Below are 13,294 nucleotides of genomic sequence, written 5' to 3'. Positions count from 1 at the left end.
GCCCTCGGCGATGGTTCCCGACGATACTGCGCCCCTAGCCATGCCTGAAAAGTCGACGAGCGAAGGCAAGACAAGGCAACCATCATTAGTGAAAATGCGGAGTTTACAGTTAGTAAATGAGCACTTTTGAGCTAATGTTTAACGCCGTATTGCCGAGCGCAGACACTTGTCAGACATTGCTTAGACCTTGGGGCCGCGGCGGGTCAGTGCCCAGACGCTCTCCCGGAAGCCGCTGCCGGGCTCGGGCGCCCCATCCTCGAGGTGACGAAGCTCGAAGTTCGGCGAGAAGAGTGCGTCCAGCTCGTCGGCATGGACGCTGTAGGGCGGCCCCCCCTCGTCGCCCGGCGCCCGGGTCAGGCTGATCAACAGCCCCCGGGCCCCCGGGGGGAGCAGCTGGGCCAGGTGGAAGGCGTAGCGCTGGCGGGTCGCCTCGGGCAGGGCGATCAGCGCCGCCCGATCATAGAAGGCCCCGACCTCCGCCGCCTGCTGGATATGGAAGTGGAAGAAGTCCCCGCACCACAGCTCCACGCTGCCCTGGCGGCACACCGCGAAGCTGTCGTGATGATACCGGGATACCTCGCCCACGCCCTCGGCCAGGAACTGCTCAATGGCCGGCTCGGCGAGCTCGATGCCGAGCACCGGATGGTCGTGGCTGGCCAGCCAGCGCATGTCGAGGCTCTTGCCGCACAGCGGCACCAGCACCTTGGTGTCGGCCTGGATGCCGAGGCCGGGCCAGTGCCGCTTCAGCGCGGGATGCACGGCATCCCGGTGGAAGCCGAGGCGCCCTTGCCGCCAGCGCTGCAGCCATTCGTTGTCCATGGGCCGGGCCCCTCAGAACCAGCGGTCGCGCTTGCGACGCCGCCGCGGCAGGTGCGGCACGATCAGGCCCACCAGCAGGCCGGCACCGGCCACTCCGCCGCCATACATGAAGTAGCGCATCAGCAGGTCTTCCTCCTGGGTATCCAGGCGGGCCTGGAGCTCGCGAAGGGTGCCACGGGAGTGTTCGGTTTCCGCCTCGAGCTCGTGGTTGCGCGCCTCGAGCTGGGCGATGCGCTGCTCCCGCACGTCCAGGGTCTCGGACATCGAGGCCATGCGGCTCTCCCAGGTCTCGTTGATGCCGGACAGCTCCTCGGACAGCGCCTGGACCCGCGCCTCGAGCTCCGGCAGGCGGACCTGGGCACTGGGGCTGTCCTGCAGCTCGCTGCTCGGCACCCAGACCACGTCGCCGCTCTCGCTGCGCACCCGGGTATAGTCGCCGCTGGTCTCGAGGACCTCCACCGGCGCACCGGCGGTCAGGGTGCCGACGATCCGGTAGCCGTCGGTGGGACCGCTGCGCACATAGGTGGTGAGTTCATCGGAGACCCAGCGGGTGGCGTCCGCGGCCTCGTTCTCCTGGGCCTGCAACGGCAGGGCCAGGGCCCCGAGTAACACGCCCACTGTCAGTGTCTTGCATCGTTGCATCGTCATGCCATCTTCCTGGCTGTCCAAGGCTCTGTTTGCGCTGCTCTTCGCCAATGGCGGCGGTTGGTCGGCCCTCCCGTTCCAGCAACGGCCGCGATGAAGGCGGCCCTCCCGCCCGTCGTCCACAGCTTCTGTGGACAAGTGTCGGGAAAACCGCTGGAAACCGTCGGCCAGGGGGCATGGCTATCGCCGCCGCGACACTTCGGTCACTCGCTGACCAGTCGACGGCCCGTGCCGCGCCCCCGGCGGCGCCAAGGGTACCACAGTCGGCCGCCACCGGCGGCGGTCGGCCCTGGCCCCTCCCGCCGGGGGTGCGTATAATCGATGCCCTCATCGGAAGGCCTGTCGGCCTCCTGCCTGCGAACGTCCATCCACCGGTGCATCCGTCGGGCCAAGACGCCACGACCTATTCTTATGGCGAAGAAACTCTTCATCAAGACGCACGGCTGCCAGATGAACGAGTACGATTCCGCGCGCATGGCGGATCTGCTCGGCGAATCCCATCAGCTGGAGCTCACCGACGACGAGCGCGAAGCCGACGTCATCCTGCTCAATACCTGCTCGATCCGCGAGAAGGCCCAGGAAAAGGTCTTCCACCAGCTGGGCCGCTGGAAGAAGCTCAAGGAAGCCAACCCCGAGTTGGTGATCGGGGTCGGCGGCTGCGTGGCCAGCCAGGAGGGCGAGGCGCTGCGCAAGCGTGCGCCCCACGTGGACATGGTATTCGGTCCCCAGACCCTGCACCGGGTGCCGTCGATGCTCGACGCGCGCCGGGACGACCAGATCTCGGTGGTCGACGTCACCTTTCCCGAGGTCGAGAAGTTCGATCACCTGCCGCAGCCGAGTTCGGACGGCGCCACCGCCTTCGTCTCCATCATGGAGGGCTGCTCGAAGTACTGCACCTTCTGCGTGGTGCCCTATACCCGCGGCGAGGAGATCTCGCGGCCCTTCGAGGCGGTGATGGACGAGGTCATCCACCTGGCCGACCAGGGGGTTCGCGAGATCAACCTGCTGGGCCAGAACGTCAACGCCTACCGCGGCGAGAACCAGCTCGGCGACGAGATCGACCTGGCCGAGCTGATCGCTTGCGTGGCCGCCGTGGAGGGCATCGACCGGATTCGCTTCACCACCTCCCATCCGGTGGAGTTCTCCGACAGCCTGATCGAGGCCTACGACGAGGTCCCGGAGCTGGTCAGCCACCTGCACCTGCCGGTGCAGGCCGGCTCCGACCGTGTCCTCGCCGCCATGAAGCGCGGCCACACCGTCGAGGAATACGTCGAGAAGCTGGAACGCATCCGCGAGCTGCGCCCCGATATCAGCTTCTCCTCGGACTTCATCGTCGGCTTTCCCGGCGAGACCGAGGAAGACTTCGCGGCGACCATGGCGCTGATCGGCCGCATCGGCTTCGACGTCTCGTTCAGCTTCGTCTACTCGGCGCGCCCCGGCACCCCGGCGGCGGCCCTGCCGGACGAGACCCCGGAGTCGGTCAAGAAGCAACGCCTGGCGATCCTCCAGGAGCGCATCAACCAGCAGGCCATGCAGATCAGCCGGCGCATGGTGGGCAGCACCCAGCGCATCCTGGTCACCGGCTTCTCGCCCAAGGATCCCGGCCAGCTGTCCGGGCGCACCGAGAACAACCGGGTGGTCAACTTCCGCGCCGCCAACCCCACCGAGCTGATCGGTTGTTTCGTCGACGTGGAGATCACCGAGGCGCTGCCCAACTCGCTGCGCGGCGAGCTGGCCGCCCCGCAACGCTTCTGACCGCTGCATCTTGCATTGCCCCGGCGGCTGCCGGGGCAGTAAGCTGACCCCGACACTCATCAACGCACGGACCCGCCTGTCTTGAGCCAGCCATCCACTCCGGCCAACCGCATCATCACGCTGAACCTCGAGCCCAATGACCCGCGCCGCCTGGCCAACCTGTGCGGCCAGCGCGACGAACACCTCAAGCTGATCGAGGCCCGACTCGGCATCACCCTGCGCAACCGCGGCAACGCCTTCCAGCTGGCCGGCCCCGGCCACCGGGTCAAGGCCGCCGCCAACGTCGTCGAGCACCTGTACCGCGAGGCCGAGGCCAGCGACCTGACGCCGGACACCGTGCATCTGTTCCTCCAGGAATCCGGCCTCCAGGCGCTGGAGGAGGACGAGGGCTCGGGCGACGACGACGAGGTCCTGCTGCGCACCCCCAAGATGCTGATCAAGCCGCGCGGGCTCAACCAGCAGAGCTACGTCTCGAGCATCCGCGCCCACGACATCAACTTCGGTATCGGTCCCGCCGGCACCGGCAAGACCTACCTGGCCGTGGCCGCCGCGGTGGAGGCGCTCAACCAGCAGGAGGTGCGCCGCATCCTGCTGGTGCGCCCCGCGGTGGAGGCCGGCGAGAAGCTCGGCTTCCTGCCCGGCGACCTGGCCCAGAAGATCGATCCCTACCTGCGCCCGCTCTATGATGCGCTCTACGAGATGATCGGCTTCGAGCAGGTGGCCAAGCTGATCGAGCGCCAGGTGATCGAGATCGCCCCCCTGGCCTACATGCGCGGGCGTACCCTCAACAACGCCTTCATCATCCTCGACGAGAGCCAGAACACCACCCGCGAGCAGATGAAGATGTTCCTGACCCGCATCGGCTTCGGCTCGACGGCGGTGATCACCGGCGACATCACCCAGGTGGACCTGCCGCGAGGCCAGACCTCCGGCCTGATCCAGGTGCTCGAAGTGCTCAAGGACACCCCGGGGATCGGCGTCACCCACTTCGCCGCCAAGGACGTGGTCCGCCACCCGCTGGTCCAGCGCATCATCGAGGCCTACGACCTCTTCGAGGCCGAGCAGGAGGCCGAGGAACGCGCCCGGCGCGAGGCCCGGGAGCAGGAGCGCGAGGCCCTGCGCCAGGAAAGACAGTTGGGCCAGGAACGCCGCGACCGCCCGAACGGTGGCGAGGAGCGTTCATGAGCGAGATCTGCGTCGATCGCCAGGCGGCCCTGGAGGCCGAGGGCCTGCCCGGGCAGGCCGAACTCGAGGCCTGGGTGGCGGCCGTGCTGGCGCGCCACCCCGGGGAGTCGCGCCGCGAGCTGACGGTGCGCTTCGTCGATGCCGGGGAGAGCCGAACCCTGAACCGGGACTACCGTGACCGCGACCGGCCCACCAATGTGCTGTCCTTTCCCTTCGAGTGCCCTCCCGGGGTGACGCTGCCGCTGCTGGGCGATCTGGTGATCTGCCATCCCGTGGTGCTGGCCGAGGCCCGGGATCAGGACAAGAGCCTCGCGGCTCACTACGCTCATATGGTGGTCCACGGCACCCTGCACCTGCTGGGCCATGACCATATCGAGGACGACGCGGCCGAGGCCATGGAAGCCCTCGAGCGTGACATCCTGGCGGGCCTGGGCATCGCCGACCCGTATCTCACCCCCAGCCCTCCGCACCGCGATTCCGATACCGAGGACGAGAGAGCCGACGCATGAGCGAAGACCGATCGAACGGCCAGGCCAACAAGTCCTGGCTCGATAAGTTGTTCAGCGCCCTGTCCAGCGACAGCGACGAGCCCAGCTCCCGGGACGAGCTACTGGAATTCCTGCGCCAGGCGGCGACCCGGCTCAAGCTCGAGCAGGACGCCATGATGATCATCGAAGGCGCCCTGAACATCAGCGACCAGCAGGTCCGCGAGGTGCTCATCCCGCGTTCCCAGGTCAACGCCATCGCCCTCGACCAGCCCCTCGAGGAGTACCTGCCGGTGATCCTGGAAACCGGCCATTCCCGTTATCCGGTGATCGGCGAGAACCTCGACGAGGTGAAGGGCATCCTGCTGGTCAAGGACCTGCTTCCCCTGCTGCGCAACGGCAAGGACAACGGCCTGCCCTTCCAGCTCGAGGAGGTGCTGCGCCCGGCGATGTTCGTGCCCGAGTCCAAGCGCCTCAACAGCCTGCTCAAGGAGTTCCGCGATACCCACAACCACATGGCGGTGGTGGTGGACGAGTACGGCGGCACCGCGGGCATCGTGACCATCGAGGATATCCTCGAGGAGATCGTCGGCGACATCGAGGACGAGCACGACACCGACGAGGAAGAGGATATCCGTGAACTGGGCGACGCGCGCTACGCGATCCGTGCCCTGACGCCCATCGAGGACTTCAACGAGCGCTTCGGCACCCGCTTCTCCGACGAGGAGTTCGACACCCTGGGCGGCCTGGTGATGCAGCGCTTCGGCCACCTGCCCGGCCGCGGCGAGCATACCGAGCTAGGCGGCTGGCGCTTCACGGTGCTCAATGCCGACAACCGCCGCATCCGCCTGCTGGAAGTCGAGCCCGACACCGAGAGCCTCGAGGACTGACGCTCTCCCGACCATGGAAGGCCGCATGACGATCTCTCGCCCTCGCCGGGCCCTGGGCAACCTGGCCGCCGTGGCGGCCGGGGTCCTGACCACCCTGTCCGCCGCTCCCTTCCAGCTCTGGTGGCTGGCCCCCGTGGCCGCCGGCCTGGTCTATGCGGGCCTGCCGTCCCTGACCGCCCGCCAGGCCGCCTGGCGGGGCTGGTGCTACGGGCTGGGGCTGTTCGGGTCGGGGGCCTCCTGGGTCTATGTGTCGATCCACGACTACGGCTACACCGGCGTGCCGCTGGCCCTGGCCCTGACGACCCTGTTCGTCGCCGCCCTGGCGCTGTTCTTCGCCGTCACCCTGGGCCTCTACCGGCGCCTCTGCGGGCCACGCCTGTCCGTGCTGAGCTTCGCCGGGGCCTGGGTGCTCGGCGAGGCCCTGCGCACCTGGCTGTTCACCGGCTTTCCCTGGCTGCTGCTGGGCAGCGGCCAGATCGATGCCCCCCTGGCGCCCTGGGCGCCGGTCGGCGGCGTCTACCTGCTGTCGCTGGTCGTCGCCCTCTCCGGCGCCCTGGGCGTGGCCTTCCTGCAGCGCCGCTGGTGGGCCGCCCTGCCGCTGGCCGCCCTGTGGCTGCTGCCGCTGGCCCTGCCGGGCCAGTGGACGCGACCCGCCGGCGAGCCCGTGCAGGTCGCCCTGCTGCAGGGCAACCTGCCCCAGCTGATCAAGTGGACCCCCGAGGGTCAGCGCACCGCCATCGACACCTACCTGACGATGACCGCCGCGCTGGAGACGGACGTGGACCTGGTGATCTGGCCCGAGGCGGCGCTGCCGATGTTCGCGGACCAGGCCGCGCCGGTGCTCGAGCAGGCCCGCCGGCTGCTGCCGGGCACCAGCACCCTGGTCACCGGCATCCTGCAGCGCGATGGCCAGGGGCACTACTACAACAGCGTGATCGTGGCGGCCCCATCGTCGGGCGAGTACCGCAAGCGCCACCTGGTGCCCTTCGGCGAGTACCTGCCGCTGGAGAGCCTGCTGCGGGGCGCCATCGCCTTCTTCGATCTGCCGATGCCGGCCATGACCCCGGGCCTCGACGACCAGGCGCCGCTGGAGGTGGCCGGCACCCGCATCGGCAACGCCATCTGCTACGAGATCATCTACGCCGACCTGGTGGCCGAACAGGCCAGGCACTCGGGGGTGATCCTGACGGTCTCCAACGATACCTGGTTCGGCGCCTCCATCGGCCCGCTGCAGCACCTGCAGATGGCCCGGCTGAGGGCGCTGGAGAACGGTCGGCCGGTGATCCGCGCCACCAGCAACGGCGTGACCGCGCTGATCGACGCCCAGGGCCGCATCCTCCAGCGGGCGCCCCAGTTCGAGAAGGCGACCCTCACCGGCGAGATCACGCCCCGGGAGGGGCTCACGCCCTTCACGCGCACCGGCAGCTGGCCGGTGTGGGCCCTGGCCGCGCTGCTGGTGCTGCCCGGCCTGCAACTTCGCCGCAAGCCGTAAGCTCGAAGCTCGAAGCTCGAAGCTCGAAGCTCGAAGCTCGAAGCCAGATATCCTCGTCTCCACCGATGCAGAAAACCCCCGTCGCCAGGCGACGGGGGTTTTCTCTTCCAGCTTCGAGATCCCGGCTGCGCCGGGCGGGCTTCAGGCTCCCGACGACGTCGGGGTCTCGCCCAGCACCTCGGGGATGGTCATGCGGACATAGCGCCCCGGGGCCGGCTCGAGGATATCCAGCTCCCCGTCGCCCGGCTGGCGGGCCGGCACCATCTTCTCGGCGTCGGCGTAGCCGTTGTCGGTCATCCAGGCCTGCCAGTGGGGCCACCAGGAGCCTTCGTGGCCCTCGGCGCCTTCCAGCCATTGCTCCGGGGTCGCCGGCAGCTCGTCGTTGGTCCAGAAGCCGTACTTGTTCTTGTGGGGGGGATTGACGATGCCGGCGATATGACCGGAGCCCCCCAGCACGAACTTGACCGGCCCCTTGGGCAGCAGCGCACCGTAGTAGGTGCTGTTCCACTTGGCGATATGGTCGTCGCGGGTGGAGATGAAGTAGCTGGGCGTCGAGATCTTGCGCAGGTCGATCTTCACGCCGTCCAGCTCGATGCCGCCGGGCTCGACCAGGCGATTCTCCAGGTACATGTGACGCAGGTACCAGCCATGGGTCCCGGCCGGCAGGTTGGTGCCGTCGGTGTTCCAGTAGAGCAGGTCGAAGGGCGCCGGGAGCTCGCCCTTGAGGTAGTTGTTGATGTAGAACGACCAGAAGAGGTCGTTCTCCCGCAGCAGGTTGAAGGAGTAGGCCATGACCCGCCCATCCAGGTAGCCGTCCTGCTCCAGCTTGGCCTCGATGCCCTTGAGCACCGGCTCGCTCAGGAAGACGCCGAGCTCGCCGGGGTCGCGGAAGTCGAGCAGGCTGGTCATGAAGGTCGCCGACTTGACCTTGCGGCCGCGGCGGGTACTGGTGAGGTAGGCCAGCGTGGACCCGGCCAGGGTGCCGCCGATGCAATAGCTCAGCAGGTTGACGGACTTCTCGCCGGTGGCCTGCTCGATGGCCTCCATGGCGGCGATGGGACCGAGCTGCATGTAGTCGGCCCAGGTCAGGTCGCGCTGCTCGGGGCCCGGGTTGCGCCAGGAGATGAGGAAGACGCTGTGTCCCTGGTCCACCAGCCACTTGACCTGGGAGTTGTCCTCGCGCAGATCGAGGATGTAGTACTTGTTGATCCAGGGGGGAACGACCAGCAGCGGGGTCTTGTAGACCTGCTCGGTGCTGGGGGCATACTGGATCAGCTGCATCAGCTCGTTCTCGAAGACCACCGAGCCCGGCGTGACGGCGATGTTCTCGCCGACCGCGAAGGCGCTGCGGTCGGTCATGGTGACATTGAGCCCCTCGGCGGAATTGGCCAGGTCCCGGCGCAGCCGGGCCAGGCCCTCCACCAGGTTCTCGCCCTTGGTCTCGATGGTGCGTCGCATGACCTCCGGATTGGTGGTCACGAAGTTGGTCGGCGACATGGCGTTGACCAACTGGCGGGCGTAGAAGGCCAGGTTGCGCTTCTGGTCGGCGGTGAGGCCCTGCAGGCGGTCGATCAGGTCCTCGACCAGCCGCGAGAACAGCAGGTACTGCTGCATGATCGCCAGGTAGTAGGGATCGTTGGTCCAGGCCTCGTCCCTGAAGCGCCGATCGCCCTTGGCGGGCGTCACCAGGGGTGCCACCGACTCGCCGGCCATGGCCTTGAGGCCGTTCTGCCAGAGCTGGTACTGGTCCTCGAGCAGGCGCGCCTGGGTCTGCCACAGCAGGGATGGATCCTGCATCAGCGACTCGGCCCCGGCCCGGAAGGCCTCGCGCATGTCCGCGTAGATGGTTTCCGCGGCATCATCCGGCACCATGCGGGGGAGCAAGTCCTCCATCAGGGCCTGGTACTCCTCGCCGATCGCCTTGAACTGCTCGTTCCAGACCTCGAGCTCGGCCTGAGACGGTGCTTGAAACCCTGGCTGCATTGACCCCTCCTGTAACGCTGCCATCGACACGCGACCACCGCCGTCTCGCATGACGAGACGGCGGTGGTCAGATGAGAATCCGGGTGATCAGGTACGCTTGCGCGCCGCCTGGCTGGTGCTGGTCGCCTTGGCCGCGCCCGGTGACTTGGTCGCGGCCTGGGGCTTGGGCTCCTCCTGGGCGGTGCCGGTGGCGCTCTCGGTGGCCTGCTGGGCCTGCTGGGCCTGCTGGGCCTGCTCGGCCAGTTGCTGGCCTGACTCGGCGTAGAGCTTCTCCAGCTCGGCCTTGAACTGCATGCTCATCTCGCCGAGGGCGCGGGCATCCTCCAGCATCTGCTTGGACAGCTCGTTCATCATCTCGGCCTGGCGGGTGCCGAAGTCACGCAGGTCCTCGGCGTCCTTGACCTCGGTGGCGTCGCGCATGCGCTCGGTGCCCATCTGGCTGTAACGCTTCATGGACTCCATCTGATACTCGGTCATGCGCTCCATACTGTCCAGCATCAACGAGTTGAGCTTGCGCATCGGCTCGAAGAACTGGCGGGTCTGTTCGTTGAAGTTCTCGATCATCTTGTCTTGCATGGCCAAATCCTCTCATAGGGACAGGTGACAACAATCGTGCTGCGCTGCACAAATCGTAGTCTCGCACGACGCTTGTTGCAAGAAAGTGACGAGGGGCTAAGCCAAAGGTCGCATGCCAGCCTCAGCCGTCCCCCTTCCGGCGTGAGCGGGCACTCGCCGAGCCCGCCTTGGCGGCGCCCGACTTGCCCGCGTTGCCCTCTTCGGCCGAGGCCGAGGAATCGCCCGCCTGGGTGCCGGCGGAGGAGGCGGCACGGGTGAGCATGTCCAGCATCATCTGCTGGTAGTTGCCGAAGCTGGACAGGCCCTGGGACAACCCCTGCTGCAGCATGGGCTGCTGCAGGAAGGGCTGCATCAGGCTCATGGGATCATAGCCCTCGACGCCGGACTCCATCTGCTTCTGGATCCGGCCCAGCAGGTCCTGCTGGAAGGCCTCCACGTTCGGCAGGCCCAGCGCCTGGCGGAACTCGTCGGGGGTCAGGTCGAATTCGACGTTGATCTTCATGGGAGGACCGCCTTGTCGAAGAGAAATGAGAGGATGCCGGTCAGTGTAGCAGCCCTGGCGCTCACGGCAGCCGCGGGGTCGTCACGGTGACGTCCTGGTTCTGGCCGCGGTGGCGCAGCAGGTGATCCATCAGGGTCAACGCCATCATCGCCTCGGCGATGGGCGTGGCGCGGATGCCCACGCAGGGATCGTGGCGCCCCTTGGTGACGACCTCCACCGGCTGGCCCTTGACGTCGATGGAGCGCCCGGGGGTGGTGATGCTGGAGGTCGGCTTGAGCGCCAGGTGGGCGATGATCGCCTGGCCGCTGGAGATACCGCCCAGCACGCCGCCGGCGTGGTTGGAGAGAAAGCCCTCGGGCGTCATCTCGTCGCGGTGCTCGCTGCCGCGCTGGGCCACCGAGGCGAAGCCGTCGCCGATCTCCACGCCCTTGACCGCATTGATGCTCATCAGGCCATGGGCCAGCTCGGCATCCAGCCGGTCGAAGACCGGCTCGCCCAGTCCCGGCGGCACGCCCTCGGCCACCACCGAGATCCTGGCCCCGACGGAGTCCTGATCGCGACGCAGCTGATCCATGTAGGCCTCGAGTTCCGGCACCCGTTCGGGGTCGGGGCAGAAGAAGGGATTGGCCGTCACGGCGTCCCAGTCGCGAAACTCGATGGCGATGGGCCCGAGCTGGCTCATATAGCCGCGGACCCGGATGCCCCGGGTGGCCAGGTACTTCTTGGCGATGGCCCCGGCGGCCACGCGCATGGCGGTCTCCCGGGCGCTGGAGCGCCCCCCGCCGCGGTAGTCGCGGATGCCATACTTGTGATGGTAGGTGTAGTCGGCATGGGCCGGCCGGAAACGGTCCTTGATCTTCGAGTAGTCCTTGGAGCGCTGGTCGGTGTTCTCGATCACCAGGCCGATGGCGGTGCCGGTCGTCACGCCCTCGAAGACCCCGGAGAGGATGCGCACCCGGTCCGCTTCCTGGCGCTGGGTGGTATGGCGCGACGAGCCCGGACGGCGACGATCCAGGTCGTGCTGCAGGTCCTCCTCGCAGAGCGGCAGGCCCGGCGGGCAGCCGTCGACGATGGCGCCGAGCGCGGGGCCATGACTTTCGCCGAAGGTGGTGACGGTGAACAACTTGCCGAAGGTATTGCCGGACATGGGCGTTCTCCTATGACTGCTCAGCTGAAGGACGCCGCATGGGCGTCGAGTTCCGCGGCGGTGAGGGCGAACACGCCCTGGCCGCCGCGCTCGAATTCCAGCCACAGGAAGGGCACCTCGGGGAAGGCGGCCTCCAGATGGTGGTCGGAGTTGCCCACCTCGACGATCAGCACGCCGTCGTCGCTGAGGTGCGCCCGGGCCTCGCGCAGGATGCGCCGCACGATATCCAGGCCGTCACGGCCGGCGCCCAGGGCCAGGCCCGGCTCGTGGCGGAACTCGGCCGGCATGGTGGTGAGGTCCCGGGCATCCACGTAGGGCGGGTTGGAGACGATCAGGTCGTAGCGCCGGCCGGCCAGGCCGTCGAAGACGTCCGACTCGACGGCCCGGACCCGGTCGCCGACGTCGTGGCGGGTGATGTTGATGCGTGCCACCTCCAGCGCCTCGGGGCTGATGTCGGCCAGGTCGACCTGGCAGGTGGGCAGATGCAGGGCCGTGGCGATGCCGATACAGCCCGAGCCGGTACACAGATCGAGGACCCGCGCCGGGGGCTCGACCGGGAACCAGGCGCCGAAGCCATGCTCGATGAGCTCGGCAATGGGCGAGCGCGGAATCAGCACCCGCTCGTCCACGCGGAACGGCACCCCGGCGAAGAAGGCCTCACCGAGCAGGTAGGGCAGCGGCCGTCGCGTGGCGATGCGCTCGCGCACCAGGCCGACGATCCGCGCCCGCTCCATGGGCAGCAGCCGCGCGTCCTGCACCCCCGGATCGACATCCCAGGGCAGGTGGAGGGCGCCGAGGGTCAGCGCCACGGCCTCGTCCCAGGCGGAGTCGGTGCCATGACCGTAGTGCAGGCCGGCCAGGTGGAACTCGCTGGCGGTCCAGCGCAGGCAATCCCTCAGGGTGACCAGGCCCTCGACGAGGGCGTCATCGGTGAGCGCCAGGGAGGAGGAAGACGGTGAAGCGGGAGATTCGGCCACGGGACATCCTGTGGTTGACGGTTGCGAGGAGCGGCGTGCGGCCACCGATTGTACCCTCGGCGGCGGTTCACAGCCACGCCAGGGTCGGTATACTGACCCCTCCCCGCCGACCCACGAGAGAGCCATGAGCCAACGCCGCCAACGCCCGGACGCCGACGAGATCAGTGCCTTTCGTCAGGCCCTGAGCGAGGCCGGCGTGCGCCCGATCCACAGCAACCGGGCCGATCCGGGACGCCCCCGGCGCGCCGACGAGGCGGCCCGGGAGCGCCGTGCCGCGGCCACCGCCGCCCGCGAGGGCGTCGCCGGCGGTCGCACCTCCGATGGCCGCGTCGAGGCGGTACGGCCGTCCGAGTATCTCGACTTCGCCCTGCCCGACCTACCCTACCGCACCCGCAGCCAGCTCAAGCGCGGCCAGATTCCCTGGGCGGCCGGCCTCGACCTGCACGGCCACACCCTGGAGGAGGCACGCAGCGAACTCGAGGCCTTCCTGGCCGACGCCCTGGCGGCCCAGGCACGCTGCGTGCTGGTGGTCCACGGCAAGGCCTGGGGCAGCACCGCCGACTACCCGGTGATCAAGAGCCACGTGAATGCCTGGCTGCGCGAGTGGCCCAGCGTGCTGGCCTTCTGCTCGGCCAGCGAGGTCGACGGCGGTACCGGTGCGGTCTATGTGCTGCTGCGGCGTCGCCGTGGCGAGGGCTAGGGCGCGTTAACAATCGTCCGCCGATGGCGTTGCTGTCTCACCAGGCGTCAGGCCAGGCGACGGCCGCCGTCAAGGGTGGTTCCCTTGACCAGGCCGTCAACGCCGCATGACGCCTGGTGAGGCGCAACCCGAAGGGCC

General features: G+C 68.3%; 13 protein-coding genes. 6 read left to right on the top strand and 7 right to left on the bottom strand.

Annotated elements, in window-relative coordinates; genetic code table 11:
* Positions 1 to 180: 180 nt before the first annotated feature.
* The gene (locus tag FHR97_RS06350) at positions 181 to 819 is read right to left on the bottom strand and encodes a thiopurine S-methyltransferase (RefSeq protein ID WP_183382915.1); all 639 of its coding nucleotides are present in this window, start codon (positions 817 to 819) and stop codon (positions 181 to 183) included.
* Positions 820 to 831: 12 nt separating this feature from the next.
* The gene (locus FHR97_RS06345; RefSeq protein WP_183382914.1) at positions 832 to 1,467 is read right to left on the bottom strand and encodes a TIGR04211 family SH3 domain-containing protein; all 636 of its coding nucleotides are present in this window, start codon (positions 1,465 to 1,467) and stop codon (positions 832 to 834) included.
* Positions 1,468 to 1,875: 408 nt separating this feature from the next.
* Here FHR97_RS06345 and miaB point away from each other — a divergent pair, with 408 nt between their 5' ends.
* From miaB to lnt, 5 genes are all read left to right on the top strand, one after another.
* Positions 1,876 to 3,219 (top strand): tRNA (N6-isopentenyl adenosine(37)-C2)-methylthiotransferase MiaB, encoded by a 1,344-nt coding sequence (gene miaB, locus FHR97_RS06340; RefSeq protein WP_183382913.1) that lies wholly within the window; start codon positions 1,876 to 1,878, stop codon positions 3,217 to 3,219.
* An 81-nt stretch (positions 3,220 to 3,300) separates the two neighbouring features.
* Positions 3,301 to 4,404, top strand: coding sequence for a PhoH family protein (locus tag FHR97_RS06335; RefSeq protein ID WP_183382912.1), 1,104 nt, complete (start codon positions 3,301 to 3,303; stop codon positions 4,402 to 4,404).
* Positions 4,401 to 4,913: an rRNA maturation RNase YbeY gene (ybeY, locus tag FHR97_RS06330; protein ID WP_183382911.1), complete on the top strand. Its 513-nt coding sequence runs from the start codon at positions 4,401 to 4,403 to the stop codon at positions 4,911 to 4,913. The genes FHR97_RS06335 and ybeY overlap by 4 nt, the downstream gene beginning before the upstream one ends.
* A complete protein-coding gene (locus FHR97_RS06325) occupies positions 4,910 to 5,779 on the top strand; it encodes a CorC family transporter (RefSeq protein WP_183382910.1) in 870 nt (289 codons plus the stop codon). Before ybeY ends, FHR97_RS06325 begins: the two co-directional genes overlap by 4 nt.
* 25 nt (positions 5,780 to 5,804) lie before the next feature.
* On the top strand, positions 5,805 to 7,271 hold the full coding sequence (gene lnt / locus FHR97_RS06320; protein ID WP_183382909.1) for an apolipoprotein N-acyltransferase: 1,467 nt from the start codon (positions 5,805 to 5,807) through the stop codon (positions 7,269 to 7,271).
* A gap of 141 nt (positions 7,272 to 7,412) precedes the next feature.
* Here the strand turns inward: lnt and phaC are convergent, their stop codons facing one another.
* From phaC to prmB, 5 genes are all read right to left on the bottom strand, one after another.
* Positions 7,413 to 9,254 (bottom strand): class I poly(R)-hydroxyalkanoic acid synthase, encoded by a 1,842-nt coding sequence (gene phaC / locus FHR97_RS06315; RefSeq protein WP_183382908.1) that lies wholly within the window; start codon positions 9,252 to 9,254, stop codon positions 7,413 to 7,415.
* A gap of 87 nt (positions 9,255 to 9,341) precedes the next feature.
* On the bottom strand, positions 9,342 to 9,830 hold the full coding sequence (locus FHR97_RS06310; protein ID WP_183382907.1) for a phasin family protein: 489 nt from the start codon (positions 9,828 to 9,830) through the stop codon (positions 9,342 to 9,344).
* A 121-nt stretch (positions 9,831 to 9,951) separates the two neighbouring features.
* A complete protein-coding gene (locus tag FHR97_RS06305; protein WP_183382906.1) occupies positions 9,952 to 10,332 on the bottom strand; it encodes a hypothetical protein in 381 nt (126 codons plus the stop codon).
* 61 nt (positions 10,333 to 10,393) lie between these two features.
* The gene (gene aroC, locus FHR97_RS06300) at positions 10,394 to 11,479 is read right to left on the bottom strand and encodes a chorismate synthase (RefSeq protein WP_183382905.1); all 1,086 of its coding nucleotides are present in this window, start codon (positions 11,477 to 11,479) and stop codon (positions 10,394 to 10,396) included.
* Positions 11,480 to 11,499: 20 nt separating this feature from the next.
* The gene (gene prmB, locus FHR97_RS06295; protein ID WP_343065561.1) at positions 11,500 to 12,456 is read right to left on the bottom strand and encodes a 50S ribosomal protein L3 N(5)-glutamine methyltransferase; all 957 of its coding nucleotides are present in this window, start codon (positions 12,454 to 12,456) and stop codon (positions 11,500 to 11,502) included.
* A gap of 124 nt (positions 12,457 to 12,580) precedes the next feature.
* On the opposite strand from prmB, the gene FHR97_RS06290 reads away from it, so the two are divergent.
* Complete coding sequence (locus FHR97_RS06290) at positions 12,581 to 13,156, top strand: Smr/MutS family protein (protein WP_183382903.1); 576 nt, start codon at positions 12,581 to 12,583, stop codon at positions 13,154 to 13,156.
* Positions 13,157 to 13,294: the final 138 nt, after the last annotated feature.

It is taken from the genome of Halomonas stenophila, assembly GCF_014192275.1.
GTDB lineage: Bacteria > Pseudomonadota > Gammaproteobacteria > Pseudomonadales > Halomonadaceae > Halomonas > Halomonas stenophila.
The sequence above is the reverse complement of the archived record's forward strand: the minus strand, read 5'-3'. Positions and strand labels throughout refer to the sequence as shown.

What these genes read in the sequence shown, in the direction of transcription:
- FHR97_RS06350 (WP_183382915.1), bottom strand. Translation starts at nt 819, where the DNA reads ATGGACAACGAATGGCTGCAGCGCTGGCGGCAAGGGCGCCTCGGCTTC.
- FHR97_RS06345 (WP_183382914.1), bottom strand. Translation starts at nt 1,467, where the DNA reads ATGACGATGCAACGATGCAAGACACTGACAGTGGGCGTGTTACTCGGG.
- miaB (WP_183382913.1), top strand. Translation starts at nt 1,876, where the DNA reads ATGGCGAAGAAACTCTTCATCAAGACGCACGGCTGCCAGATGAACGAG.
- ybeY (WP_183382911.1), top strand. Translation starts at nt 4,401, where the DNA reads ATGAGCGAGATCTGCGTCGATCGCCAGGCGGCCCTGGAGGCCGAGGGC.
- FHR97_RS06325 (WP_183382910.1), top strand. Translation starts at nt 4,910, where the DNA reads ATGAGCGAAGACCGATCGAACGGCCAGGCCAACAAGTCCTGGCTCGAT.
- lnt (WP_183382909.1), top strand. Translation starts at nt 5,805, where the DNA reads ATGACGATCTCTCGCCCTCGCCGGGCCCTGGGCAACCTGGCCGCCGTG.
- phaC (WP_183382908.1), bottom strand. Translation starts at nt 9,254, where the DNA reads ATGCAGCCAGGGTTTCAAGCACCGTCTCAGGCCGAGCTCGAGGTCTGG.
- FHR97_RS06310 (WP_183382907.1), bottom strand. Translation starts at nt 9,830, where the DNA reads ATGCAAGACAAGATGATCGAGAACTTCAACGAACAGACCCGCCAGTTC.
- FHR97_RS06305 (WP_183382906.1), bottom strand. Translation starts at nt 10,332, where the DNA reads ATGAAGATCAACGTCGAATTCGACCTGACCCCCGACGAGTTCCGCCAG.
- aroC (WP_183382905.1), bottom strand. Translation starts at nt 11,479, where the DNA reads ATGTCCGGCAATACCTTCGGCAAGTTGTTCACCGTCACCACCTTCGGC.
- FHR97_RS06290 (WP_183382903.1), top strand. Translation starts at nt 12,581, where the DNA reads ATGAGCCAACGCCGCCAACGCCCGGACGCCGACGAGATCAGTGCCTTT.